The organism is Paenibacillus sp. PCH8 (assembly GCF_002968835.1).
In the GTDB taxonomy this organism is placed as follows: domain Bacteria; phylum Bacillota; class Bacilli; order Paenibacillales; family Paenibacillaceae; genus Paenibacillus.
In genome coordinates this window covers 146,805-173,082 of the sequence record NZ_PKQK01000007.1, presented here as the reverse complement: position 1 = coordinate 173,082, position 26,278 = coordinate 146,805, and the positions used below count along the sequence as shown (strand labels likewise).

Annotated in this window: 22 protein-coding genes and 2 pseudogenes; all 24 read left to right on the top strand. The window is 47.3% G+C overall.

Going from position 1 to position 26,278, the window contains the following annotated elements:
- The first annotated feature begins 5 nt into the window (after positions 1-5).
- The 24 genes and pseudogenes from rsmH to C0Q44_RS27450 all read left to right on the top strand — a co-directional run bounded on the left by rsmH (position 6) and on the right by C0Q44_RS27450 (position 26,195).
- Positions 6-974, top strand: coding sequence for a 16S rRNA (cytosine(1402)-N(4))-methyltransferase RsmH (gene rsmH, locus C0Q44_RS27565; RefSeq protein WP_105410340.1), 969 nt, complete (start codon positions 6-8; stop codon positions 972-974).
- An 8-nt stretch (positions 975-982) separates the two neighbouring features.
- Positions 983-1,414 (top strand): hypothetical protein, encoded by a 432-nt coding sequence (locus C0Q44_RS27560; protein ID WP_105410339.1) that lies wholly within the window; start codon positions 983-985, stop codon positions 1,412-1,414.
- A gap of 12 nt (positions 1,415-1,426) precedes the next feature.
- A pseudogene (locus tag C0Q44_RS27555) lies at positions 1,427-3,759 on the top strand (penicillin-binding transpeptidase domain-containing protein).
- Positions 3,760-3,853: 94 nt separating this feature from the next.
- Positions 3,854-5,806: a stage V sporulation protein D gene (locus C0Q44_RS27550; RefSeq protein WP_105410338.1), complete on the top strand. Its 1,953-nt coding sequence runs from the start codon at positions 3,854-3,856 to the stop codon at positions 5,804-5,806.
- 139 nt (positions 5,807-5,945) lie between these two features.
- Positions 5,946-7,433, top strand: coding sequence for a UDP-N-acetylmuramoyl-L-alanyl-D-glutamate--2,6-diaminopimelate ligase (locus tag C0Q44_RS27545; protein WP_105410396.1), 1,488 nt, complete (start codon positions 5,946-5,948; stop codon positions 7,431-7,433).
- Positions 7,433-8,845, top strand: a complete 1,413-nt coding sequence (locus tag C0Q44_RS27540; RefSeq protein WP_105410395.1) for a UDP-N-acetylmuramoyl-tripeptide--D-alanyl-D-alanine ligase — start codon at positions 7,433-7,435, stop codon at positions 8,843-8,845. Before C0Q44_RS27545 ends, C0Q44_RS27540 begins: the two co-directional genes overlap by 1 nt.
- Before the next feature lie 12 nt (positions 8,846-8,857).
- On the top strand, positions 8,858-9,826 hold the full coding sequence (gene mraY, locus C0Q44_RS27535; protein WP_105410337.1) for a phospho-N-acetylmuramoyl-pentapeptide-transferase: 969 nt from the start codon (positions 8,858-8,860) through the stop codon (positions 9,824-9,826).
- A gap of 3 nt (positions 9,827-9,829) precedes the next feature.
- Complete coding sequence (gene murD / locus C0Q44_RS27530) at positions 9,830-11,251, top strand: UDP-N-acetylmuramoyl-L-alanine--D-glutamate ligase (RefSeq protein ID WP_105410336.1); 1,422 nt, start codon at positions 9,830-9,832, stop codon at positions 11,249-11,251.
- A 48-nt stretch (positions 11,252-11,299) separates the two neighbouring features.
- A complete protein-coding gene (gene spoVE / locus C0Q44_RS27525) occupies positions 11,300-12,397 on the top strand; it encodes a stage V sporulation protein E (RefSeq protein ID WP_105410335.1) in 1,098 nt (365 codons plus the stop codon).
- Between the two features lie 7 nt (positions 12,398-12,404).
- Positions 12,405-13,514, top strand: coding sequence for an undecaprenyldiphospho-muramoylpentapeptide beta-N-acetylglucosaminyltransferase (gene murG, locus C0Q44_RS27520; protein WP_105410334.1), 1,110 nt, complete (start codon positions 12,405-12,407; stop codon positions 13,512-13,514).
- A gap of 149 nt (positions 13,515-13,663) precedes the next feature.
- Positions 13,664-14,569, top strand: coding sequence for a UDP-N-acetylmuramate dehydrogenase (gene murB, locus C0Q44_RS27515; RefSeq protein ID WP_105410333.1), 906 nt, complete (start codon positions 13,664-13,666; stop codon positions 14,567-14,569).
- Between the two features lie 17 nt (positions 14,570-14,586).
- Entirely contained in the window at positions 14,587-15,870 is a 1,284-nt protein-coding gene (murA, locus tag C0Q44_RS27510) for a UDP-N-acetylglucosamine 1-carboxyvinyltransferase (protein ID WP_105410332.1), read from the top strand.
- Positions 15,871-15,927: 57 nt separating this feature from the next.
- Positions 15,928-16,695, top strand: coding sequence for a cell division protein FtsQ/DivIB (locus C0Q44_RS27505; protein ID WP_105410331.1), 768 nt, complete (start codon positions 15,928-15,930; stop codon positions 16,693-16,695).
- Between the two features lie 293 nt (positions 16,696-16,988).
- Positions 16,989-18,266 carry a cell division protein FtsA gene (gene ftsA, locus C0Q44_RS27500; RefSeq protein WP_105410330.1) on the top strand — a complete coding sequence of 426 codons (1,278 nt, stop codon included), beginning with the start codon at positions 16,989-16,991 and terminating at the stop codon, positions 18,264-18,266.
- Positions 18,267-18,416: 150 nt separating this feature from the next.
- Positions 18,417-19,529: a cell division protein FtsZ gene (gene ftsZ, locus C0Q44_RS27495; protein WP_105410329.1), complete on the top strand. Its 1,113-nt coding sequence runs from the start codon at positions 18,417-18,419 to the stop codon at positions 19,527-19,529.
- A 252-nt stretch (positions 19,530-19,781) separates the two neighbouring features.
- Positions 19,782-20,762, top strand: a complete 981-nt coding sequence (gene spoIIGA, locus C0Q44_RS27490; RefSeq protein ID WP_105410328.1) for a sigma-E processing peptidase SpoIIGA — start codon at positions 19,782-19,784, stop codon at positions 20,760-20,762.
- A gap of 11 nt (positions 20,763-20,773) precedes the next feature.
- Positions 20,774-21,496, top strand: coding sequence for an RNA polymerase sporulation sigma factor SigE (gene sigE, locus C0Q44_RS27485; RefSeq protein WP_105410327.1), 723 nt, complete (start codon positions 20,774-20,776; stop codon positions 21,494-21,496).
- Between the two features lie 111 nt (positions 21,497-21,607).
- Positions 21,608-22,389 (top strand): annotated as a pseudogene (gene sigG / locus C0Q44_RS27480) (RNA polymerase sporulation sigma factor SigG).
- A gap of 221 nt (positions 22,390-22,610) precedes the next feature.
- Entirely contained in the window at positions 22,611-23,003 is a 393-nt protein-coding gene (locus C0Q44_RS27475; RefSeq protein WP_181151194.1) for a YlmC/YmxH family sporulation protein, read from the top strand.
- A gap of 51 nt (positions 23,004-23,054) precedes the next feature.
- Positions 23,055-23,954, top strand: a complete 900-nt coding sequence (gene pgeF, locus C0Q44_RS27470; RefSeq protein WP_105410326.1) for a peptidoglycan editing factor PgeF — start codon at positions 23,055-23,057, stop codon at positions 23,952-23,954.
- Positions 23,955-23,960: 6 nt separating this feature from the next.
- Positions 23,961-24,662, top strand: coding sequence for a YggS family pyridoxal phosphate-dependent enzyme (locus C0Q44_RS27465; RefSeq protein WP_105410325.1), 702 nt, complete (start codon positions 23,961-23,963; stop codon positions 24,660-24,662).
- On the top strand, positions 24,653-25,120 hold the full coding sequence (locus C0Q44_RS27460) for a cell division protein SepF (protein ID WP_105410324.1): 468 nt from the start codon (positions 24,653-24,655) through the stop codon (positions 25,118-25,120). Before C0Q44_RS27465 ends, C0Q44_RS27460 begins: the two co-directional genes overlap by 10 nt.
- 7 nt (positions 25,121-25,127) lie before the next feature.
- Positions 25,128-25,394, top strand: a complete 267-nt coding sequence (locus C0Q44_RS27455; protein WP_105410323.1) for a YggT family protein — start codon at positions 25,128-25,130, stop codon at positions 25,392-25,394.
- Between the two features lie 18 nt (positions 25,395-25,412).
- Positions 25,413-26,195, top strand: coding sequence for a YlmH family RNA-binding protein (locus C0Q44_RS27450; RefSeq protein ID WP_105410322.1), 783 nt, complete (start codon positions 25,413-25,415; stop codon positions 26,193-26,195).
- Positions 26,196-26,278 lie beyond the last annotated feature (83 nt).

The following is a 26,278-nucleotide window of genomic DNA, read 5'->3' as shown; positions in this document are numbered from 1 at the left end:
GCAGGTTGTTTCACCACATAACCGTACTCAAAGAAGAGGCAACAGAGGGATTAAACATCAAGCAGGACGGTATATACGTGGACTGCACTTTAGGTGGGGGCGGGCATAGTTCCGTGATTGCTTCTAAGCTGGGTCCAGGGGGACGTCTGATTGCACTTGATCAGGATGATTGGGCTTTGGATAATGCTCGCGAGAAGCTAGCTGCCTATGAAGAACGTGTGACATTAGTGAAAACCAATTTTCGAGATCTGGAGCAGGTACTCAAGGATCTTAATGTACCAATGAAGGATGGTTTACCGCAGGTCGATGGCATTTTGTACGACTTGGGTGTGTCATCTCCGCAATTCGATGAAGGAGAACGTGGATTCAGCTATAATCACGATGCTCCACTCGACATGCGAATGGACCAGGATGCGATGCTGACGGCCAAAGAGATTGTAAACGAATGGCCAGAAGAGGAGATTGCCCGAATTTTGTATCGCTATGGTGAAGAGAAGTTTTCGAGAAGAATTGCTCGTGTTATTGTCGGAAAACGTGCCCAGACTACCATCGAGACGACTGGTGAACTAGTGGAACTGATCAAGGAAGGCATTCCGGCGGCAGCTCGTCGAACCGGTGGACATCCTGCCAAACGTAGCTTCCAGGCATTACGGATTGCAGTCAATGATGAATTGGGTGCGTTTGAAGAAGGGCTGCATCAGGCTGTTCGTTGTCTTGCACCAGGAGGACGTGTATCTGTAATTACCTTCCATTCCCTTGAGGACCGGATATGCAAGCAGATTTTCAGCAGTTATCTGGAGAAATGTACATGTCCACCCGATTTTCCGTTGTGTGTATGCGGCAGTAAGGGTATTCTGCGTTTAGTTAACAGAAAACCGCTGATGCCTTCGGAAAGTGAACTGACCGAAAACTCCCGTGCTCGTTCAGCCAAGCTGCGTGTAGCGGAAAAATTGGAGAATAAGAGTGGAGGATGAGTCTTTGTATGGCATACACACGTGGTAATCTCGCTGTAAAAGAAAAAGCGTCCCAGGAACGAGTGACCCAGCAACGGTACAAAGAAACCACCAAAGTGGTGACCCGGCGTACCGGTCTTCCGGGACGAGAGAAGTTTTTGTATCTGATTACCCTGGTTGCAGTTATCGTAGTTGGCGGAGCCTTGATGTCTCGTTATGCACAAATCTACGATCTGAACAAGCAGGCACAATCGACAATTACTGAAGTAGGGAAATATGAGAAAATTATTGCAGATCTGCAAGTGGAACGAGAGAAATTGAACAACCTGGTCATCGAGAATGCAAGAGAACTCGGTTATGTTGAATCGTCCGACAAGGATGTCATTTTTGTGCCTCGTTCAACAAGCACAACCAACACGACAGGTACTGAAGCGTCTTCGGGTACAGCAAGCAGTAAGTAAAGAGGTGTTCCGATGATAAAAAGAATAAAGATGCGCACGTTGCTTATAGGGGATGTATTACCCTCTTTTTTCTTGTACTCATAACCCGAATCTTCTTCATTCAGGTTGTAAATGGCGGTGTATGGCAGGAACGGGCGGCAGTACTGGTAGAACGAGAGCAGACGATTAAGGCTGCACGTGGAACAATCACGGATCGCAATGGAAACATTCTGGCTACCGATTCCCCCGCGTACACGGTTTCGGTGAATCCGCTGTTAATTAATGAACTGGGCATACAAGATGTCGTCACGAGCAAGCTATCGGCCCTTCTTGGCAAGAATGAGAGTGAGGTACGTGCTCTGGTAACAGCCAAAAATGAAAAAGGCATATTCTATCAGCAACGTGAGGTGCGGAGTGAGGGATACAAGATTAGTCCTGAACTTGCTGCAAGAGTTAACGAATTGCGTGAGGAATTGCAAGACGAATACAAGGCACGTAATGCCATCGTGATGGCTCAGGAATCCAAGCGTTTTTACCCTGAAGAAAGCCTTGCTTCTCACGTCTTGGGATATATGAGCCGTGACGGGAAAGCTGTCAATGGACTTGAAGTCTCATATGATGAAGCACTGACGGGTACGAATGGATATCTGAATTATCAGAAGGATGCCAAAGGTATTAAACTTCCTGATTCACAGGATAACTATCTTCCTCCTCAGAACGGGAAAAACCTTACGTTGACTATTGATGATACAATCCAGTTTTACATCGAGGATGCGATGAAAGAAGCCGTCGCCAAGTATAATCCGCTGAGCATGACGGTCATTGCGGCGGACCCGAACACGATGGACATCTTGGGGATGGCGAACTGGCCAACCTTTAACCCTAATACGTACGGGGCAACGCCCGATCAGAAGAATTTTATCAACCATGCAACACAATCCATCTATGAGCCTGGTTCGACATTCAAGATTGTTACGCTCGCAGGGGCAGTGGAAGAAAAACTCTTCGATCCCAATGCCAGCTTTGAATCGAAACGCATGTATATCGGTGGTTTCCCGATTAGCGATAATGGTCATGCTTATGGTTGGATCTCTTATCTCGAAGGTGTCAAACGGTCAAGTAACATTGCGTTTGTTAACTTGGGTTACAGCATGCTTGGTGGTGAACGTCTGCGTCATTACATAGACGAATTCGGTTTTGGCAAAAAGACAGGTATTGATCTGCCAAGTGAGGCAGCTTCACCGATCAAGCCACTGGTCTACAAATCCGAGATTGCTACCGCAGCTTATGGTCACGGTCTTGTACAGGTAACTCCAATTCAGCAGGTTGCAGCGATCTCTGCGATTGCCAATGGTGGCAAATTGCTTGTACCGCATCTGGTGAAGGAGATCAAGAACCCGAATGACGGAACAACGGAAGTGGTCAAACCCAAAGTCGTTCGTCAGGTGATTTCGAAGGAATCTTCGAAACTGGTGAGCGGTTATCTGGAGCAAGTGGTTGCAGACCAAACCATTGGTACCGGGCGTAACGCTTATATCGAAGGTTACCGCGTAGCTGGTAAGACGGGTACAGCAAGAAAGGTCGTTAACGGGCAATACAGTAAGTCGAAAGACGTTGTATCGTTTATTGGATTTGCACCCGTGAATAATCCGAAGATTGCTATTCTTGTAGTCATTGACCAACCGGATGGAACGAATATTGGGGGAGGAACTGCAGCTGCTCCGGTATTTAAGAAAATTGTTAGCCAAACGCTTCAATATATGGGAATTCCGAAAGATACAGCCAAAACCTCTGATAAAAAGTCAAAAGAAGTCCCTGTCGTGCAAGCTAAAGCACCGGATCTGAGTGGCAAGACAGCCAAACAGGCTAGAAGCCAACTCTTGAGTGCAGGCATTGCTTATGTGACGCTTGGTCAGGGGGACAATGTCATTCGGCAGTATCCGGTCGCTGGGGCATCCATGAATCCAGGACAACGAATCTATCTGCTTACGGAAGAAAGCAGCAAGATGAAGATTCCCGATCTAACGGGTGAATCTCTCCGGGATGCTCTTGAAGTGCTTTCTCTCATGAAAGTGGGAGTTACGGTCAAGGGTGAAGGATATGTCGTGAAACAGACAGAGCAGGTCTCAGGTGAGCAGAGAATCGTACAGCTGGCGCTGCAGACTGCCAAAGCCGCAGTTACGGGTATAACGGACGAAGCACCAGATTCTTCTGATCCAGATTTGGAAGATAAAGGGAAGGGGCAGAAGGCTTCTGACGAGGAAGGTAAAACGGACGGAACTGAACAAAGTGATAACTCGCAGACTTCGACTACCCAAACGGAATCGTCAGACGATCCAGCAACGAAAGAATCTTCTCTCCCTTAGAAGGATCACAGACAGCTTGTTCTAACCCCGGTTGTCCTGAATATTCATGAATGAAACAAAGGTCATGAATTTGGGACGAGTGGGGGATCTTTTCGTGAAGGGATCAAGCGTAAATCTGCGGCGCAGGCTGCTATGGAGTTTACTAATTTTAGTTTTGCTATTTTCGGCCCTGGTGATCAGGCTTGCTTATGTACAGCTCGGGCAAGGCCCTGAATTGTCAGCAAAAGCAGAGGAGTCCTGGCGTCGTAATATTCCGTACTCAGCCAAACGAGGAGAAATCCTGGATCGAAACGGAACCTCTCTGGCCTATAATGTAACAACACCGACTATTATGGCGATCCCGGCTCAAGTCAAGGAAGCTGAAATAGCAGCCAAAGCGTTGGCTCCTATACTGGGGATGACGGAAGAGAAAGTGCTGGCAACCATAAAGAAACGAGAACTGATTGTAAGACTACAACCCGGCGGCCGCAAAATTACGATGGAGAAAGCTCAGCGCATCCGTGATTTGAAGCTTCCGGGTATCGTTGTTGCTGAGGATAACAAACGCTTCTACCCCTATGATGATTTGGCAGCCCACATCCTTGGTTTTACGGGCATTGATAATCAGGGCTTAACGGGAGTCGAGAAGAAATATGATGATAAGCTGAATGGTTTGAATGGCAGTGTGTCCTACTTGTCCGATGCGGCCGGAAGGCTTATGCCGGGCTCATCCGAGAAGTATGTGGAACCGAAGGACGGCCTTAACCTCAAGCTGACCATTGATAAATCTATTCAGTCCATCATGGAGAGAGAACTGGATCAGGCCATGGTTAAGTTCCAGGCGAATTCTGCGCTTGCCATTGCCATGAACCCCAAAACGGGCGAAATATTGGGCATGTCTAGCAGGCCGGGATACGAGCCAGCCGATTATCAACAATATCCGGCAGAGATATATAATCGGAACTTACCAATCTGGATGACATACGAGCCGGGCTCTACGTTCAAGATCATTACCTTAGCGGCAGCGCTTGAAGAGAAAAAGGTCAATCTGCAGCAGGATCAATTCTTTGATCCCGGATATGTTGAAGTGGGTGGAGCCCGTCTGCGATGCTGGAAAAAGGGCGGCCACGGAAGTCAGACCTTCTTGCAGGTTGTGGAGAACTCATGCAACCCTGGATTTGTGGCTCTGGGGCAGAGGCTGGGAAAAGAATCGCTGTTCTCCTATATCAAAGACTTTGGCTTCGGCACCAAAACGGGGATCGACCTCAGCGGGGAAGCCAGTGGAATTCTGTTCAAACTGTCCAGAGTAGGACCTGTTGAACTTGCAACGACCGCTTTTGGTCAGGGTGTATCGGTAACGCCCATTCAGCAAGTAGCAGCTGTGTCAGCGGCTATTAATGGGGGTAAACTTTACAAGCCCTATGTTACGAAAGCGTGGGTCCATCCGGTAACTGGAGAAGTCCTGGAAGAAGCCAAGCCTGAACTGGTGCGACAGGTAATCTCGGAGAATACGTCCAAGCAAGTACGGGAAGCACTCGAAAGTGTTGTAGCCAAAGGCACCGGGCGTCCGGCATTCATTGATGGATACCGGGTCGGTGGCAAAACAGGTACAGCCCAGAAGGTCATTAACGGACGTTATTCATCAACGGAGCATATCGTATCTTTCATTGGATTTGCACCAGCAGATGATCCTCAGATTGTGGTCTACACCGCAGTGGATAATCCCAAAGGAATTCAGTTCGGAGGTGTGGTTGCCGCTCCGATTGTACAGAATATCCTTGAAGATGCGCTTCACTACATGAATGTCCCTGTTCGGAAGGATCAGGTCTCCAAAGAGTACAAGTATGGTGAGACCAAAATCGTGACGGTTCCAGATCTGACAGGAGCTACAATCGCAGATCTATACGAGGACCTGAACATGAATTTTATGCTGGCGAAGTCTGGTAGTGGAAAATATGTGATTAATCAGGCTCCAAAGCCTGGGGCAAGGGTCGATCAGGGTTCAACCATACGTATTTACATGGGAGACGTACTGAACGATGCACATAATCATGCGAAGGATGAGTAAATGGGTTGTAAAGTAGTTTCGACCTTTAGCGAAACAAAATTCATCTGAGTGCGTTTCATTATTTGGTTGTATTTACGATATTAATAAATACAGACATATGCTTAAACAGAAGTATAAATGGAAAAGTGAGGTTATTCATGTGCTTTTAAAACAATTTGCATCGATGCTGACCACCGCCCACCTCGTGGGCGAATCAAATACAGAATGCCACAACCTTCAGACAGATTCCCGGCAGGTAAAACCGGGTGATCTGTTTATCTGTCTTCCGGGACATACGGTAGATGGTCATGACTATGCAGAGAAGGCTGTAAGTTCCGGTGCAGTTGCACTGGTTGTTGAACGGCAGCTGGACCTACCTGTACCACAATTGCTGGTGAAAGACAGCCGGTTTGCAATGGCTGTACTGGCCGATTTCTTCTTTGAATCCCCAAGCCAGAAGATGAATATGATTGGTGTAACAGGAACGAACGGTAAAACCACGACTACGTATTTGATTGAAAAAATCATGAGCGATTATGGACGTAAGACGGGATTAATCGGTACTATTCAAATGAGGTACGATGGTCGCACCTACCCGATGTCGGGAACAACACCAGAGGCGCTTGATCTGCAGCGCAGTCTGCATGACATGGTCCAAAAGGGTACAGACTGCTGTGTTATGGAAGTTTCTTCGCACGCTCTGGAACAAGGTCGTGTTAAGGGAACAGATTTCCGTACTGCGGTGTTCACGAACCTGTCCCAGGATCATCTGGATTACCACCATACCATGGAGGAATATCGCGGTGCCAAAGGATTGTTCTTTGCACGATTGGGTAACGGATATTCGGAGGATGTCTCAAAGCGCAAATTCGCTGTAATCAATGCAGATGACCCTGCTGCAGCTTATTTCATTTCTGTGACTGCGGCTGAAGTCATTACATATGGCATGGAGGACGATGCGGATGTACACGCATCTCAAATCTCAATCACATCTCAGGGTACTTCCTTCCATGTGGATACATTTGCAGGTAGCACCGATATTCGCTTGCGCATGGTAGGCAAGTTTAATGTATACAATGCCATGGCAGCGATCTCTGCCGCTCTGGTTGAAGGTATTCCGCTGGAAGAGATCAAGTGCAGTCTGGAGACGGTTCCAGGCGTGGATGGACGTGTTGAAGGGGTGGACGAAGGACAGCCATTTGCTGTTATTGTCGATTATGCCCATACACCGGATGGACTGGAGAACGTACTGCGAACAGTGAAGGAATTTGCTGAAGGACGTGTGATCTGCGTATTTGGCTGTGGTGGTGACAGGGACCGTACTAAACGACCACTTATGGGTAAAATTGCTGCAAAGTATAGCGATTTTGTGCTGGTTACTTCCGATAATCCACGGACAGAAGACCCGGATCTGATCCTCAAAGACATTGAACAGGGCCTGATTGAAGAATCCGTTCCTGCTGAGCGTTATACGATGATTGTGGATCGGCGCCAAGCAATCCATGAAGCTATTGAAATGGCAAGCCCTGCCGATGTAGTATTGATTGCGGGTAAGGGTCACGAGACCTATCAGATTATCGGCACAACCAAAACCGATTTTGATGACCGGATCATAGCCAAAGAAGCGATAAGGGGCAAATCCAATTGATAAAAAGAACAATGGCACAATTGGCCGAGATGTGTGGAGGAACATTAAGCGACGTTACTGCTCATGGCAAAGTAATGGTCGAAGGGGTGTTTACCGATTCGCGTAAACCTTTGGAAGGCAGTTTGTTTATCCCGCTAGTGGGTGAAAGGTTTGACGGACACGAATTTGTGCAAGCCTGTGTAGAGCAGGGTGCGGCAGGGGCAATGTGGCAAAAGGATCATGGTGTGCCGCCACAAGGAGCTATCATTATTGTTGATGACACTCTTATTGCACTGCAAACACTCGCATCTGCTTATCTGAAAGAGAATAAAGCTTCTGTTGTTGGCATTACAGGCAGCAATGGCAAGACGACTACAAAGGACATCGTGGATGCCATTCTCTCGACCACGTTCAAAGTACACAAAACACATGGTAACTTTAACAATCATATCGGGTTGCCACTGACCGTATTAAGCATGAGTCCGGATGCGGAAATCATTATTTTGGAGATGGGAATGAGTGGCCGCGGGGAGATCAAAGACTTGTCAATCATTGCTCAGCCTGATCTAGCGATCATCACCAATATTGGTGAATCGCATCTGCTTCAGCTCGGTTCCAGATTGGAGATTGCGAGAGCCAAAGCCGAGATTGCAGCGGGATTGAAGCCGGGCGGGTTACTGATCTACAACGGAGACGAGCCTTTGATTGCCCAAGTCCTTGAAGAATCCGCAACGAAACAACCGGAGGGATTGCAGCGGTTTACGTTCGGTCTGCAAGCCGATAATGATGATTATCCTACCGGACTCATGAATGCGCAGAACGGGGTCGTTTTCACCACCAAACAGTGTGGAGACCTTGCAATTACGCTCCCGTTATTAGGAACGCATAATGTCGTGAACTGTCTGGCTGCCCTCGCTGTAGCCCGTCATTTTGGAGTGACGACAGAACAGGTTGCCGCGGGTTTGTCCCGCTTGAAACTGACAGGTATGCGGATTGAGGTTACTCAAGGTGTTAGTGGTCTAACTATGCTGAATGATGCGTACAATGCAAGTCCAACGTCTATGAAGGCTGCGATCGATGTATTAGAGGGTCTGAAAGGATACCGTATGAAAGTGGCTGTGCTCGGGGATATGCTTGAACTCGGTCCTCAGGAGCAGAATCTTCATTTTGGGATCGGGGAGTATATTACATCTGCAAAAATGGATATGGTGCTGGTATATGGTCCGTTATCAGCTAAGATTGCTGAAGGCGCAAGAAATAATATGCCAGCTGAGGCTGTTCATGTTTTTATAAATAAAGAAGAAATGACCCGTTACCTGCTGGAAAAACTTCATCCCAGAGACGTTGTCTTGTTTAAAGCCTCAAGAGGCATGAAGCTGGAAGACGTGGTCGAAGCGTTACAAATAGCACCATTACAGAATCGAGTAGACTAGAGGGGTGAACCCATGGATTTTCAGGTATTACTGTTAACAATCGGCGTTTCATTTATTCTGGCGGTGATTGCCGCACCGCTCCTAATTCCGCTCTTACGACGAATGAAATTCGGACAGCAGGTTCGGGAAGATGGACCTCAGAGCCATTTGAAAAAAAGCGGAACACCTACAATGGGTGGAGTTGTCATTTTAGTAGCGTTCACGTTGGCCTTTTTGAAATTCTCAGCAGTCAAGAATACAGACTTCTATGTCTTGCTCGTGGCTACGCTGGGATTCGGGCTGATTGGCTTCCTCGATGACTACATCAAAATTGTGTTCAAACGTTCGCTGGGACTGACGGCCAGACAAAAAATGCTTGGGCAGTTGTTCTTCAGTGCAGTCATGTGTTACTTGCTGATCCAGAATGGACACAGCACAGCGATCTCCGTCCCGGGAACATCGTTCTCGTTCGACTGGACGGGTTGGTTCTATTATCCGTTTGTCGTATTCATGATGCTTGCCATTACGAATGCGGTTAATTTTACCGATGGTCTCGATGGTTTGCTGTCCGGGGTAAGTGCGATTGCCTTTGGTGCGTTTGCCATTGTGGCAATGCAAGCTACTTCGATGCCGGCAGCGGTGTGTGCAGCAGCGATGATTGGGGCTGTGCTTGGTTTTCTGGTATATAACGCACATCCAGCCAAAGTGTTCATGGGAGATACAGGTTCTCTGGGTATTGGCGGTGCGATTGGTGCAGTAGCCATTGTAACGAAAACCGAGCTTCTTTTTGTCATTATTGGTGGTATTTTTGTCATCGAGATCTTGTCGGTTGTTATCCAGGTGGTGTCTTTCAAGACTCGAGGCAAGCGTGTATTCAAAATGAGCCCCATTCACCATCACTTTGAATTAAGTGGTTGGTCGGAATGGCGGGTTGTCATTACCTTTTGGGCGGTAGGCGCAATTTTGGCCGCTCTTGGACTTTATCTCAACAAGGGGTTGTAAATCATGAACCATCCTGAATCATATCGCGGACAACAAGTGGTCGTGCTCGGATTGGCCAAAAGCGGCGTGCAAGTCGCCAAGGTCTTGGATCGTGCCGGAGCGAAAGTTACAGTGAATGATAAAAAAGAGAGAGAACAGTGTCCCGAAGCTTCCGAGTTGGAGGCTTTGGGAATTTCTGTTGTATGCGGTGGACATCCGGATGATCTGATTCACAGTGATGTGAAGCTGGTCGTCAAAAACCCGGGTATCCCTTATCATGCGCCTCCTGTGCAGCAAGCCCTAGCATTGGGCATTGAGGTGGTGACAGAGGTAGAGGTCGCTTATCATCTATGTGCTGCACCCATGATCGGTATTACGGGTTCCAATGGCAAAACAACAACGACAACTTGGGTGGGTGAAATGTTGGAACATGCCGGCCTCAAGCCGATCGTTGCCGGCAATATTGGAACACCTCTCTGTGAAGCGGCAGAGCTGGCTTCTCCAGATGACTGGATGGTTGTAGAGCTTAGTAGTTTTCAACTGAAAGGAACGGTTGATTTCCGTCCACGTATTGCGAGCTTGCTTAACGTAACAGAGACACATCTGGACTATCACGGTGGCATGGAAGATTATGTGGCCTCCAAAGCGAAACTGTTTGCCAATCAGCAACCGGATGACGTAGCCATCCTGAATTGGGATGATGCGGTATGTCGCGAACTTGTTCCTTACATCAAAGGCAGGTTGCTACCATTCTCGATGACTGAGAAATTGGATGCTGGTGTGTATGCGGACCCTCCTTATGTGGATGGAGAAGAGGATGATGTACAACGTCAGATCATCTATGCGGATGGCCGCGGAGGCCGTTACGTCATCATTGACATTGAGAACATTGCTATTCCTGGACAATTCAATGTGGGAAATGCACTGGCTGCTGTAGCCATTGCTGTAGCTGCAGGGGCTGATCCTGCGTTGCTGGCTGCACCGCTTGCGGACTTCAAGGGAGTTGAGCACCGACTTGAATATGTTCTGCAACATAACGGTTCAGCGTACTACAACAATTCCAAAGCCACCAATTCGAAGGCAACGGTTATGGCGTTGAATTCGTTTAAGGAACCAGTCGTGTTAATTGCCGGGGGGCTGGATCGCGGTTCGGACATGATGGAACTACTGCCTCTGTTCCAGGAGCGGGTTAAAGCTGTTGTGGTGCTTGGGGAGAATCGAGCCAAAATCGCAAAAGTTGCTGAACTCGCCGGATTAAAGCAAATTAAGGTCGTCGATAATGAGGAGGACGCTGCCCGGACGTTGACCGTTGCTGTGCAGGAAGCATCGAAGCTTGCGACTGCCGGTGATATCGTTTTGTTATCCCCGGCATGTGCAAGTTGGGACATGTTTGCTTCCTATGAAGAGCGGGGACGCATTTTTAAAGAGGCGGCGCATAACTTGTAAGTAGGGGGGTGGAAAAGCCCCTACTTCCATGCAAGGGGTGGCCTCCTGATGAAACAGACGCGACCGGCACCAGATATTTGGTTGCTGATTTGTATTTTGGCATTGCTTGCCATCGGCATCATAATGGTATATAGTGCAGGCTCGGTGCTTGCTTTTCATGATTATGGCGATTCGTTTTATTTTGTAAAAAGACAGATTCTGTTTGCGGTGCTGGGGCTTGTGTCCATGTCCGTAACCGCGAATGTAGACTACCGGGTCTGGAGGAAATACGCCAAACCAATATTGATTGCCTGTTTTATTATGCTCATTGCGGTGCTGATTCCTGGAATCGGAGTCGTTCGCGGCGGCGCACGAAGTTGGCTAGGCATTGGTTCGTTCGGTATCCAGCCCTCTGAGTTCATGAAGTTGGGAATGATCCTGTTTCTCGCTCACTGGCTGAGCAAGGAACCGGGCAAAATCAAGACATTCACAACAGGGCTTATGCCACCGCTGGGATTGATAGGTTTGGCTTTTGGTATTATTATGCTGCAACCTGATTTGGGGACAGGCACCGTGATGATGGGCGCATCAATGCTTATTATTTTCACAGCCGGAGCACGAATGAAACATCTCTCTATGCTTGCTCTCGGTGGTGTAGTTGGTTTTGCAGCGCTAATCGCCGCGGCTCCCTATCGCTTGCAACGTATAACGGCGTTTTTGGACCCGTGGTCCGATCCGCTCGGTGCCGGTTATCAGATTATTCAATCGTTATATGCGATTGGTCCTGGGGGACTTGCGGGATTGGGATTGGGTATGAGCCGGCAGAAGTACAGTTATGTACCCGAACCGCAAACGGATTTTATTTTTAGCATTTTGGCCGAAGAACTCGGCTTTATAGGTGGAATGATTGTATTACTGTTGTTTTTGGTGCTGGTGTGGCGAGGAATGCGTATAGCGATGACCCTCCCGGATGCCTTCGGCAGTCTGCTTGGTGTTGGGATCGTAGGTATGGTAGCCGTACAGGTGATTATTAATATTGGTGTTGTCATTGGACTTATGCCTGTTACGGGTATTACATTGCCTCTGATCAGTTACGGCGGATCATCATTGACCCTCATGCTCACAGCACTGGGCATTTTAGTGAACTTATCCCGTTATGCGAGGTGACTATGCGATGCGAGTCGTTCTAAGCGGTGGCGGTACGGGTGGACATATCTATCCGGCCGTCGCCATAGCAAGACAATGCGAGGCGGAGAACCCGGACTCGACATTTCTATATATTGGAGGAACCAGAGGGCTGGAAAGCAAACTGGTACCTCAGGAGAATATTCCTTTTAAATCCATTGACATCACCGGTTTTCGACGTAAATTATCCATGGAAAACCTGAAAACGGTCATGCGATTCGTTCAAGGTGTACGTGAGTCCAAAAAAATGCTGAAGGAATTCAAACCGGATGTCGTGATTGGTACGGGCGGTTATGTATGCGGACCTGTGGTGTATGCAGCAACAAAACTGGGGATTCCGAGTATAATTCATGAACAGAACGCTATTCCTGGTCTGACCAACAAATTTCTGAAGCGTTATGTGGATACCGTTGCTGTTAGCTTTGAAGGTTCTGAACAATCGTTTGCTGGCGCGAAAAAGGTGATTTACACCGGTAATCCGCGAGCGACTACGGTAGCCCAGGCCAGCCGCGATCGTGGTTTTGCCACGCTAGGTGTACCGATGAACAGCCGGGTGGTTCTTGTGGTTGGTGGCAGTCGCGGAGCAAAAGCAATCAATCAAGCTATGGTGGACATGGCTCCAATGATGGAACAACTAGATGATGTACATGTGGTATACGTGACAGGGGATACCTATTTCGATGAAACGCATGAAGCCATTCGCAGTTCATTGGGAACGATGTCCAACCACCTGCATGTCCTGCCCTATGTGCATAACATGCCCGAAGTACTTGCCTGCACATCATTGATTGTAAACCGCGCAGGCGCATCATTCCTTGCGGAGATTACATCATTAGGTATCCCTTCTATCCTGATTCCGTCACCGAACGTGACCAATAATCATCAGGAAGCTAATGCACGTATGCTTGAACGTGGAGGTGCGTCGCTCACGATGCTGGAGAAGGATCTTACAGGCAAAGTACTGTATGAAGCCATTGCAAGGATTATGAATGATGAAGCGGGCCGTAAAGTAATGGCTGAAGCCTCCCGGAAACTTGGGAAACCGGATGCAGCCGAAGTGCTCGTGAGTGAAATTCAGCGTCTTGCTGCACGCCGGTAACGTGTGTTTGTGGGCGATTGTCACACACAAGACGGGGCTGACATAAGATACCGTATAAATCGTGACCATCGTTCCATGGCGCCAGAGCACGGTCTGTAGCAGCAGAACATGCCGTGTTCACCGGTTTTGAAGCAAAGGAGGAAGCAAACATGCAGCAGTGGATATCGGTATTATCCCAGAATAATGTTGGCAGAATTCTTGAAAACGAATCGCTAGCCAAATACACCACATGGAAGATCGGCGGTCCTGTGGATGCACTGGTCATTCCGGAGAATAAAGAGCAGATGATCCATCTTGTTCAATTGCTTCACAAGCATCAGATTCCGTGGATGCAACTTGGACGGGGTTCAAACATGCTGGTGTCAGACAAAGGAATACGTGGTGTTGTTGTGAAACCAGGCGAAGGCTTTGATTATGCCGAATTTCACGAAGGCGGCGTAACTGCCGGAGCGGCGCATTCTTTTGTTAAACTCAGTGTGATTGCTGCCAAAAAGGAATGGACTGGTCTGGAATTCGGCAGCGGTATCCCCGGCACTGTCGGCGGAGCCGTGTACATGAATGCGGGTGCCCATGGATCGGATGTGTCACGGATATTCAAATTCGCTGAGATTGTACTGGAGACAGGGGAATTGGTACGTTACAGCAAGGAGGACATGGATTTTGCCTACCGCCACTCTGTTCTGCATGATCGGAGAGGCATCGTGCTGGAAGCTGCATTTGAACTTCAGCAGGGAGAGCGCAAAGTCATTTCGGAAGCCATGGCGGCATACAAAGATCGCCGACGCCGCACACAGCCACTGCAGATGGCATGTGCAGGCAGCGTGTTCCGTAATCCCCCGGGTGATCATGCAGCCCGTCTGATTGAAGCAGCAGGGCTGAAGGGATTGACTCAGGGAGGCGCACAGGTATCCACCATGCATGCCAATTTCATTGTCAATACAGGCCAAGCAACAGCAGAGGACGTTATCACCCTAATGCAGCAGATTCAGAGCACTATATCATCTCAAAACGGTATTAACCTGGTACCGGAAGTCTTCGTAGTGGGTGAGCGGTAAACCCCGGAGGTGATACATTGGACAAATTGGTGATTGAAGGCGGGAAACCCCTATCAGGATCCATACGCATCCATGGAGCAAAAAATGCTGCTTTACCGATTATGGCCGCAAGTTTGTTGGCAGATGGAGAAGTTACGCTGCATAACGTTCCTCACTTGCTGGACATTGAAGTGATGCTGTATATCCTGGAACGGCTTGGATGCACGTGTCGGCATGAACAGGGAACAGTGACGATTAATACGTCGTCTATCCGGTCATATGATGTGCCAGAAGATCTAATGAAGCAGATGCGTTCTTCCATTTTCTTGATGGGACCATTGCTGGCGAAGTTTGGGCAAGTGTCAGTATACCAGCCAGGTGGCTGCGCCATTGGAGAACGTAAAATTGATCTTCACCTCCGGGGCCTGGAAGCGCTCGGAGCTTTGATTGAAGAGCAAGACCAGCAGATCATCTGTCGAGGGCACAATCTGGTGGGTACAGACATTCATTTGGATTTCCCGAGCGTGGGAGCGACCGAGAATATCATGATGGCAGCCGTTATGGCTGAAGGAACCACAACCATTTGTAATGCGGCAAGAGAACCTGAAATACAGGATTTGCAACATTTCCTGAATGCCATGGGTGCGAGCATTATTGGTGCAGGAACGGATACGATTACGATTAATGGTGTTGAGAAACTCAAGCCTTGTTCGTATGAGATTATACCGGATCGAATCGTTGCGGGTACCGTGATGATCGCGGCCGCTGCAACGCGAGGTAATGTTACGCTTACCCATTGCAATCCTGCTCATCTTACTTCACTTATACATGTGTTGAAGCGCACTGGTGTTCAAATCACAGTATGCAATGATATAATGACGGTGAGCTGTATGAGCCGTCCCAAATCAGTGGACCGCATTGTGACTTCTCCGTATCCTTCATTTCCAACAGATCTGCAATCGCAATTCATGGTGCTGCTTAGTCTGGCAGACGGATTCAGTGTAATGAAGGAAACGGTATTCGAAGGCCGGTTCAAACATGTGGATGAACTGAATGTGATGGGAGCTGATATTTCAGTTGATCTGAATGCGGCATTTATCCGTGGTGTTCCCCGTCTCTACGGGGCTACAGTAGAAGCGACCGATCTTCGTGCAGGTGCAGCTTTGGTTATTGCAGGGCTGGCTGCTCAGGGCAAAACGGTTGTGGAGCAAGTGCATCATATTGACCGGGGGTATGATCAGATCGAGAAGTTATTCCAGAGTCTTGGAGCATCGGTTGAACGACAGTCGCCCGTTTCGAAAGAGTTGGATTTTGCCAATTAACGTCCTTGGAGTCCCCTTCTGAAGGGAGGGGACCTGAGGCCTTGTGGAGCGCTACTTATGCCTAAAAGTCAAATTCCGGTTCTGAAGAAGAATCGGCCAAAAGGAAATACAAGCCGTAAAATTGTAATTATTCTGTTATTACTTTTTATTGTATTACTCTCTGTTTTATTCTTTCGTTCTTCTATGAGCCGAATCTCGGCAGTTGAAATTACGGGTAATGTATACACAGCAACCTCAGAACTGCTGGAGAAAAGCGGTTTGAAAGAGGGCGATCAATTTTTTGGGACAAGCGCTGCCGAGGTCATTGAGCGTCTCAAGATGATCAAGGCTGTTTCAACGGTTACCGTGGATAAGCAATTTCCGGGCATTATTCATATTAAGGTTCAGGAATATCCAACGGTGGCGTACGAACTTGATTCTGACGGTACGCTCAAAGCGATATTGGCGAGTGGGACAAGCTTGACGGTCCCCGCAACGATTGGTGTTGCTGTAGAGAAGCCGATATTGACCCAGTGGAAGGCTGATGATCCGCTCAAAGCCAAATTGAGTGAGACGCTGGCTAAAATTCCGAATGAATTGACAACGGATATTTCGGAGATTATTCCGAACCCTACGCCTTCATTTCCGGATCAGATTCGGATGTATACCAAATCTCAGTTTGAAGTGATTACAACAGTCTCACAGTTATCGGATAAAGTGGAGTATCTGAATCAGGTGATTGAGACCGAACGGCCTGGGAAAATCACCATGCTTGAGGCAGATACCTATGTTCCTTTCATTCCAGATGACCCGGAAGATGATGCTGAACCGGGAGCAAGCCCCTGATCTTTGCTAGCCTGAGGCTGGACTGAATATGAAAGCCTAGGCATGTCAGGGGTTGCCCCCGTTAGAGCAATGAAACTTGTTCTTTCTGAGATGAAGAAAAAATGATACACTTTAACTTATGGCACATGAGTTGCCTCCTTCTTTTTTCTTCAAGGTTTTATGTCTCGCAACCAGAACTCGGCACCCAAAAAAATTGTAGAAAAAAGAGGGAAAGCCTGAAGTGTGTTGAATATGTTGTATGAGTATTTAAATTCGAACGTATTTTACTATTGGAGTCAGGAGGTGCCACAGACTTGAGTAACAATGACATCATTGTTAGTTTGGACATCGGTACATCCAAAATTCGCGCTATTATTGGGGAAATGAATAATGGAACCTTTAATATTATAGGAGTTGGATCTGCCGACTCGGAGGGAATTCGCAAAGGTGTAATCGTAGATATCGATCAGACGGTGCAATCGATTCGCAACGCAGTGGATCATGCAGAGCGTATGGTAGGTATTCAAATATCCGAAGTATATGTTGGAATCTCGGGAAATCATATCGGACTGATGAGCAGTCACGGCGTAGTGGCAGTGTCTAATGAGGATCGTGAAATCGGAGAAGAAGACATGGAGCGAGTGCTGAAAGCAGCCGAAGTGATTGCAGTTCCACCGGAACGGGAAATTATTGATGTTGTCGCCAAGCAATATGTTGTGGATGGCTTGGAGGGCATTCAGGACCCCCGTGGTATGATTGGTGTTCGTCTGGAAGTTGAAGCGACGATCATTACCGGTGCAAAAACCGCGATACATAATCTTTTGCGCTGCGTGGAAAAAGCGGGTCTGAAAGTAAGCGATCTGGTTCTCATGTCGCTTGGAGCGGGTCAACTGGCTTTATCCAAGGATGAAAAAACGATGGGTTCCGTACTTGTTGATATTGGGGCAGGTGCAACAACTATCGCCATTTTTGAAGAAGACAGTCTTGTCGCAACATCAACGTTGCCTATTGGCGGGGAGTTTGTTACAAATGATATCGCTTATGGTTTACGCACATTAACGGATCAGGCAGAGAAGGTGAAACTGAAGTATGGTTGCGCCTGGTTGGATGATGCTGCTGCGGATGTTATGTTTAAAGTAACCCGAATTGGTAGCAATGTAGACAAGGAGTTCTCACAAGAGGATCTGGCGGCTATTATTGAACCTAGAGTTCAGGAGATATTCCAGATGATTGCTCAAGAAGTGAAGCGTCTTGGTTACAACGACCTTCCTGGAGGTTATATATTAACGGGAGGTACGGTTTCTATGCCGGGTGTTCTGCAGGTAGCTCAGCATGAGCTTGCTGCTTCGGTACGGGTTGCAGTTCCGGATTATATTGGTGTACGCGACCCAGGATTCACAAGCGGAGTCGGCATACTGCACAGTGTAATTCGTAGTCTGCGCATTCGTCCTGCGATTAATAACGGCGGTGGAAATAACAACAATAACAACAAGAAACCGACCAACCGTCCTAAGCCGAATATGGCGCAGGATTCGGAACAAAAACCCGGTCTATTCGAACGACTGAAGAATATGTTCAGTGAATTTATATAACAGGTTGGATCCATTTCATACATTCTTGAAGCCGTGTGAATGCGCTGGTTCTAAAATAAACGCTTTCGTTCGTCGATATATGAAATTGATTCGGTTCAAATCAAAAATTGGACGGGCCATCCATGCACATTGAGGGGGAGATGGAATAATATGTTGGAATTTGATTTCGAGATGGAGAGCTTGGCTCAGATTAAAGTCATTGGTGTAGGCGGCGGCGGAAGCAATGCAGTCAACCGTATGATTGAAAATGGTGTACAAGGTGTGGAATTTATTACAGTGAATACGGATGCGCAGGCGTTACATCTTGCGAAATCCGAGCACAAATTGCAAATCGGTGATAAATTGACTCGTGGTCTTGGTGCTGGCGCAAACCCGGATGTAGGTAAAAAAGCAGCGGAAGAATCCCGCGATCTGATCATGAACACGTTGAAAGGTGCAGACATGGTATTTGTTACCGCGGGTATGGGCGGCGGTACAGGTACAGGTGCGGCTCCGGTTATTGCCGAAATCGCTAAAGAGTGTGGTGCACTCACAGTGGGTGTCGTAACTCGTCCGTTTACATTTGAAGGACGTAAGCGTTCCAGTCATGCAGAGCAAGGCATTGAAGCTCTCAAGGAAAAAGTGGATACACTGATTGTGATCCCTAATGATCGTTTGCTCGAAATCGTAGACAAAAAGACACCAATGCTTGAAGCATTCCGTCAAGCGGATAATGTACTTCGTCAAGCGGTACAAGGTATCTCTGATCTGATCGCTGTACCGGGTCTAATCAACCTTGACTTTGCTGATGTAAAAACGATTATGCATGAACGTGGATCTGCCCTTATGGGTATTGGTGAATCAACAGGTGAGAATCGTGCGGCAGAAGCAGCACGCAAAGCTATTATGAGTCCTCTGCTTGAGACATCCATTGAAGGTGCTCGCGGCGTAATCATGAACATTACGGGTGGCGTTAACCTGTCCCTATATGAAGTGAATGAAGCTGCAGAAATTGTTACATCTGCTTCCGATCCGGATGTGAACATGATCTTTGGTGCCATCATTGATGAAGACCTGAAAGAAGAAATCAAGGTTACGGTTATCGCAACCGGCTTTGAAGACAAGCCAGCTTCACCACCACCAGGACGTAAGCCCGTTCCAGCAACGGAGACGGCAGATACACGTTCGCCGAATCTGCGTCCATTCGGAAATCAGCCGAGCAATGATCAGCTGGACATTCCGACATTTTTACGCAATCGTTCACGCAATAATAACAACGATTAATACTCAATTTAATGTATTGAAAACCCGACGCTCCTTATGGAGCGAGCGGGTTTTTTTTGTTTTTTTTATATCGTAGCATACATCATTGAACAAATTCTGAACAACAAGTTTGAGTAATTCCGACAAAAAAAGTTGGAACGATGCCCCCATGATTAGACAGACTTTGAAAAGAGGGCTCCGTATACTTGTGAATATGCTCATGAATATCGAATAACGTGATTTCGGTATGTTGGTTGCAGGTAGGTGAAGAGCTTGGTTGTGTACGTGGATCTAATTTTTTTGACAAACCTGTGTATTGACGGTGCACTCATCGGACTGACTGCCTGGATGCGCAAGACTAAGCTGGTCTGGTGGAGATGGTTGCTGTCAGCCATCGTGGGCGCGTTATACGTCGTCATGATGTTTGTGCCGGAGTTTGATTTTATGTTCACCTTTCTGATCAAGTTCGGGTTTTCTCTGATTATGCTGAGCATTGCTTTTGGTTTTAAAGGTCTACAGGCTTTTGCGAGAACATTGGGTACCTTTTATGTGATCAATTTTGTCGCTGCTGGAGGTATTCTCGGTGTGCACTACATGCTTCAGAGCTCAGGAGAGTTGTTCAACGGTATCTGGTTTACGGCATCTGGCGGTATGTCATTTGATCTGAAGATTGCCTTCTGGTTTACCTTTATTGTATTCTTTGCAGTCCTGCTCCTGTTCAAAACGGTGCAAAGCTCCAAACGGAAAACAGATCGTATGACCACCTATTTGGGTAAAGTTGAGGTCTACATCGATGAGGTCGTTATTTCTTGTACAGGCCTTCTGGATACGGGTAATCAGCTCACAGATCCCTTATCGCGCATGCCAGTGATGGTGATGGAAGTTTCGTTATGGCAAGACAGGTTGCCTGCTTCATGGAAGGGCAGGCTCAAGGATGAGGCGCCGGACAACCTTATTATGGAGCTTGATCAGGAGAGCTTTCAGTGGCAGGATCGACTGCGGCTTGTACCCTATCGAGGCATTAACAAAGGTACTGCGTTTATGCTGGCGATGAAACCGGACCGGGTAAGAGTCACGATGGAAGAAAAATGTTATGAGACGACAAGAGTATTAATTGGGTTAGACGGGGGTGTTTTGTCGTCGGATGGGAAATACCAGGCCGTGATACATCCTGAACTTGTGCAAGACGCTGCTTCTGCGCAGTCTACGGTTCTCTCTGCGGGAGCAACAGAAAAGCCGCTGAATGTGGTATAGGAGGAACGTACATGCTTGTGAAATGGAAACTGGTGGCGCAGCTGCAATATTACCGTCTGTTATTTCTGTTGGGACTCAAAAGTGAAGAGATCTATTATATTGGGGGAAGTGAGGCACTCCCACCGCCATTGACAAGGGAAGAAGAAGAATTTTTGCTACAAAAATTATCATCTGGAGATTCCGCCATTCGCGCAATGCTGATTGAGCGCAATCTGCGTCTGGTTGTATACATCGCCCGCAAATTTGAGAATACAGGCATCAACATCGAGGATCTGGTTTCCATTGGAGCTATCGGACTGATTAAAGCAGTGAATACTTTTGACCCGGAAAAGAAAATCAAGCTGGCCACCTATGCTTCACGCTGTATCGAAAATGAAATTCTGATGTACTTGCGACGCAACAGTAAGATCCGAACTGAAGTTTCTTTTGATGAACCGCTCAACATTGATTGGGACGGAAATGAACTATTATTATCCGATGTAATGGGCACGGAGAACGATACAATCTATCGGAATATTGAAGAACAGGTAGACCGGAAACTTTTGCACAAGGCGCTGGAAAAATTAACGGAACGTGAGCGAATGATTATGGAGCTTCGTTTTGGCTTGACGGATGGGGAAGAAAAGACACAAAAAGATGTGGCCGACCTGCTTGGAATCTCCCAATCCTACATCTCTCGTCTCGAAAAAAGAATCATTAAAAGACTCCGTAAGGAGTTCAATAAAATGGTCTGAAATGCATCGCTGACCAGAATGGTTATTACTGGCAAGGGTGCCAAGTACGAATAAAAAAGCCTCCCCCGGAGATAATGTACATTAATGTTTCTCCTTGGGAGGTAAATCACGATGACCCGAAACAAAGTCGAGATTTGTGGCGTGGACACCGCAAAATTGCCTGTCCTCACCAACACTGAAATGAGGGAATTGTTTCATTCCCTTCAGCAACACCATGATCGCTCAGCAAGAGAGAAATTAGTGAATGGCAACCTGCGTCTGGTACTCAGTGTCATTCAGCGTTTTAACAATCGGGGGAGTTTGTCGATGATCTGTTCCAGGTTGGTTGCATCGGCCTGATGAAAGCCATTGATAATTTTGATTTATCCCAGAATGTCAAATTCTCAACCTACGCGGTGCCGATGATTATCGGTGAAATTCGCAGGTACCTGCGTGATAATAACCCGATTCGGGTATCTCGCTCCTTGAGGGACATTGCTTACAAAGCACTTCAGGTCCGTGACAGCCTGACGAATAAAAATTCCCGGGAACCGACGATATTCGAAATTGCGGAAGTACTGAATGTGCCTAAGGAAGATGTTGTATTTGCATTGGACGCCATTCAGGACCCGGTTTCGCTGTTCGAACCGATCTATCATGATGGTGGAGATCCGATCTATGTCATGGATCAGATCAGTGATGATAGAAACAAGGATGTATCGTGGATCGAGGAAATTGCACTTCGTGAAGCTATGCATCGTCTTGGTCAGCGAGAGAAAATGATTCTGTCCATGCGTTTTTTTGAAGGGAAAACCCAGATGGAAGTGGCTGATGAAATTGGGATATCCCAGGCTCAGGTATCACGTCTGGAGAAATCAGCGATACAACAGATGCAAAAACATGTGAAGTCGTAACAAGATGTAGGGTCAGGAGGGCGATCAATCGGGGCAGTGTACACCGTTGGTCGTCTTTTTGTATGGGTTGTTTCCACTTTTCGTATGGGACGAGACCGTTAATTTCTCATCGCTATTTCAGTTCAGAGCTGAAAAACAGGACATTTTTCGCCCTTGAAACATATATTGTATAGAGCGAGCGGAAGATCGGGCAGAAGAGGAATGACAGGGGGCGGAACTAGATGAAAGTGAATACGAGCGAGTCAGCAGCACGAGGCATGAAAATCTCCGACTTTCAGACAAAGGATGTTATTAACATCACGGATGGTAAACGTCTGGGTCAGATCAGTGACTTGGAACTGGATTTGAAGCAGGGACGAATTGAAGCGATAGTGGTGCCGGGATACAGCCGGTTTATGGGCTTCTTTGGAGGAGGGACAGATCTGGTCATCCCCTGGAGAAATATTGTGAAGATTGGATCGGATGTGATTTTGGTGAAAATGGATGAGGTCAAGGAAAGTACGTATGATGAGCGTGATCGTGAAGCACGTCTGTACGATGAACAGCAGCATAATCGCACGGAACGAGTGGAGCGCATTGAACGTGTGGATCGTAATCAGCGGCGGACGATATAAATGAGACAGAATGTGGCTCATTTGGTACACTGGAAGTGGTGAGGTGAGAGAATGGAACCATTTGTATTGAATAAGGAATTACTTGAACGGACAGAGAGCCCAAATTCAGATTTCGGCTCTGACCCGTTATTATTATATGTTGAGCCTTGGAGACAGCACTTCGAGAAGTTAACGGTCGGGTTTACGACAAGACATGGTGGTATCGGAAATGTTCCCTATGCTACGCTCAATTGTGCTTATCATGTGGGGGATGATCCTGAAGTTGTACTTAATAACCGCAGGCTTGTAACCGAGAAGCTTGGCTTTGCAGCGGAAGCATGGACCTGTGGAGAGCAAGTGCATGGCAAAGACGTAACTGTAATCACCGCTGAAGATCGGGGCAGAGGGCTACTTGATCGTCAGTCAGCATTGCAAGATACCGATGGACTCGTCACCAATGTGCCTGGGGTACTGCTGACTTCTTTTTATGCAGACTGTGTTCCCTTGTATTTCTATGATCCTGTACGACAGGCGGTTGGTCTTGCTCATGCTGGCTGGAAAGGTACCGTTGCTGGTATTGCAGTATCGATGGTGGAGACGATGGAACGAGAATATGGAAGCCGCAGACAGGATATTCGGGCTGCCATTGGTCCATCTATTGGGGATTGCTGTTATGAAGTGGATGAGGCGGTTATGCAGCATGTGCGGGTTTGGTTTGAGGATTCCCCGGGTAATGATGAATACGAGAATTCTGCTTCTAAACAAGTGTATCAACCCGTTGCAAACGGTAAAACGATGTTAAACTTGAAAGAATGCAATCGACACATTATGATGAAAGCAGGAATATTGCCGGATCATATCGAATGTACAACATGGTGTACAAGTTGTCATCCCGAACTTTTTTTCTCCTATCGGAAGGAAAATGGAGTAACAGGGAGAATGGCAAGCTTTATTGGGCTGGAAGAGAGGTGACCCTCTGTGTCATTGGAGGCGCGTATACAACAGGTAAATCAGAAGATCGAGGATGCATGTCAGCGCAGTAACCGTCATCGTGATGATGTGAATGTGATTGCGGTCACGAAATATGTCTCGCTGGAGACAACGGGAGCTGTTCTGGATCATGGTCTTGAGCATATTGGAGAAAACCGATGGCAGGATGCACAGGCCAAATGGGAAGCTTTTGGTCAGCAAGGTACCTGGCATTTTATCGGTCATTTGCAGACGAATAAGGTGAAAGACGTCATCGGCAAGTTTCGTTACATACACTCACTGGATCGTTTGTCCTTAGCCAAGGAGCTGGATAAGAAGGCGGCTTCGCTTGGCATACAAGTGGAAACGTTTTTGCAGGTGAATATTTCGGGTGAAGAGAGCAAGTATGGCTTACAGCCTGAACAAGCAAGTTCATTTTTACGTGATATCCGTTCGTTCACCAACCTCAAGGTCGTCGGCCTGATGACTATGGCACCTCATGAGGAAAATCCGGAGCTAACGCGTCCCGTGTTTCGAGGTTTGCGTGAGTTAAGAGATCAATTGAATGGACAAGCTCTAACAGCAGAACCATTGACCGAGTTGTCGATGGGGATGTCCAATGATTTTGAAGTGGCCATTGAAGAAGGGGCAACCTGGGTACGGCTAGGATCGATTCTTGTAGGAAAAGAGGAGGGTTCACGATGGGCGTAATGAATAAATTTATGAATTTCCTCGGACTTCAGGAAGAGGAAGAGATTGTGGAACGTGAACGGTTGGCTGCGCAAGAGGATAATGAGTCTGAACAACAAGAAAATGAAACCTCCAGTCTCGATAAACGTAGAAATCAAAGGGGTAATAATGTGGTGAGCATTCATTCCCAGAAAAATGTTAAAGTTGTCCTGTATGAACCGCGTTCTTATGACGAGGCTCAGGAGATTGCCGACCATCTGCGTTCGCATCGTACCGTTGTCGTGAACTTGCAACGAATACGTCAGGATCAGGCGCTGCGCGTTATCGATTTCTTGAGTGGCACGGTGTATGCATTGGGTGGCGGTATTTCCAAAATTGGCGGAAACATTTTTCTCTGTACGCCAGATACGGTTGAAATTCAGGGGTCTATTACGGAAATACTGGCTGACAGCGAGCAAGATTATAACAGAATGAGGTGAGCCACTTTTGGAGTTGATAGCTAATATTTTGGGTTTTGCATATCAGATTTACTTTTACATGGTCATTGTCTACATATTGATGTCATGGCTTCCCAACGCACGGGAAAGCTTCATCGGTGAATGGTTAGGCAAATTAGTGGAACCCTATCTAAGACCTTTCCGTAAATTTATTCCGCCTTTGTTCGGTGTACTGGATATTTCCCCGATCGTGGCGTTGATTGTTCTGCAACTCGCGCTTAACGGGTTGATCTCTATACTTCAGTATTTTGCATAACAGGGTAGGGTGACATAGATGAGCGGTGAAATTTACGAACATTTTAGTCACGATGAGCGGGATTTCGTAGATAAGGCTTCGGATTGGGTTGAGCGCGCAGGTCAGTTTCACGACGTGAAGCTAACTGACTTTCTTGACCCAAGACAGGTTTTTATTTTGCAAACCCTTGCGAATCGTCGCGACGACGTTCAGATTCGTCTGGATGGCGGTTACGAAGCTGCTGAGCGGAAGCGTGCACTGGTTGCGCCGGATTATCGGTATCTGGATGATGAGGATATGGGTATGCAGGTGCTGAGTATCACGTCTGACGATCAGAAAATCTCGGAACTGGAGCATGGGGACTATATGGGTTCTCTGCTCGGACTGGGGATGAAACGGGGAAAGATCGGGGATATCCAAGTGCTGGAGGACGGTTGCCATACAGTGGTGGCGGCTGAAACCGGCGCTTTTTTATCGCTTCAACTGAATCAGGTACATCGGTTACATGTATTTACAGAGTTGCTTTCATTGGATCAGATGAAGTGGTCAGAGAACAAACTGGAGACAATGGATATTACAGTTGCTTCTCTTCGTTTGGATAGCATCTGTGCAGATGTGCACCGGCTGAGTCGAAGCAAAGTGCTTGTGCCAATCAAAGCCGGACGGTGTCGTGTGAACTGGAAGGTTGAGGAAGATCCATCGAAGTCATTAAAAGCGGGGGATGTCGTATCCATTCAGGGACTGGGTCGATTCAAGATCATCGAACAGGATGGAATGACAAAAAAAGGGCGCTGCCGAGTGAAAATCGGCAAATTTGCTTAACTCTGTTGCAGGAAAATTGGCTTTTCTGTCGAAATATTTACGTAAAGGTGTAGAAAATACGCGGTGTTTCCGATATACATTAA

Excerpts from the sequence above, each read along its gene's own strand:
- C0Q44_RS27475 (WP_181151194.1), top strand. The coding sequence starts at position 22,611 with ATGAAAGTGAATACGAGCGAGTCAGCAGCACGAGGCATGAAAATCTCC.
- sigE (WP_105410327.1), top strand. The coding sequence starts at position 20,774 with ATGCTTGTGAAATGGAAACTGGTGGCGCAGCTGCAATATTACCGTCTG.
- murG (WP_105410334.1), top strand. The coding sequence starts at position 12,405 with ATGCGAGTCGTTCTAAGCGGTGGCGGTACGGGTGGACATATCTATCCG.
- C0Q44_RS27460 (WP_105410324.1), top strand. The coding sequence starts at position 24,653 with ATGGGCGTAATGAATAAATTTATGAATTTCCTCGGACTTCAGGAAGAG.
- murB (WP_105410333.1), top strand. The coding sequence starts at position 13,664 with ATGCAGCAGTGGATATCGGTATTATCCCAGAATAATGTTGGCAGAATT.
- ftsZ (WP_105410329.1), top strand. The coding sequence starts at position 18,417 with ATGTTGGAATTTGATTTCGAGATGGAGAGCTTGGCTCAGATTAAAGTC.
- murD (WP_105410336.1), top strand. The coding sequence starts at position 9,830 with ATGAACCATCCTGAATCATATCGCGGACAACAAGTGGTCGTGCTCGGA.
- C0Q44_RS27560 (WP_105410339.1), top strand. The coding sequence starts at position 983 with ATGGCATACACACGTGGTAATCTCGCTGTAAAAGAAAAAGCGTCCCAG.
- pgeF (WP_105410326.1), top strand. The coding sequence starts at position 23,055 with ATGGAACCATTTGTATTGAATAAGGAATTACTTGAACGGACAGAGAGC.
- mraY (WP_105410337.1), top strand. The coding sequence starts at position 8,858 with ATGGATTTTCAGGTATTACTGTTAACAATCGGCGTTTCATTTATTCTG.
- spoVE (WP_105410335.1), top strand. The coding sequence starts at position 11,300 with ATGAAACAGACGCGACCGGCACCAGATATTTGGTTGCTGATTTGTATT.
- C0Q44_RS27505 (WP_105410331.1), top strand. The coding sequence starts at position 15,928 with ATGCCTAAAAGTCAAATTCCGGTTCTGAAGAAGAATCGGCCAAAAGGA.
- C0Q44_RS27450 (WP_105410322.1), top strand. The coding sequence starts at position 25,413 with ATGAGCGGTGAAATTTACGAACATTTTAGTCACGATGAGCGGGATTTC.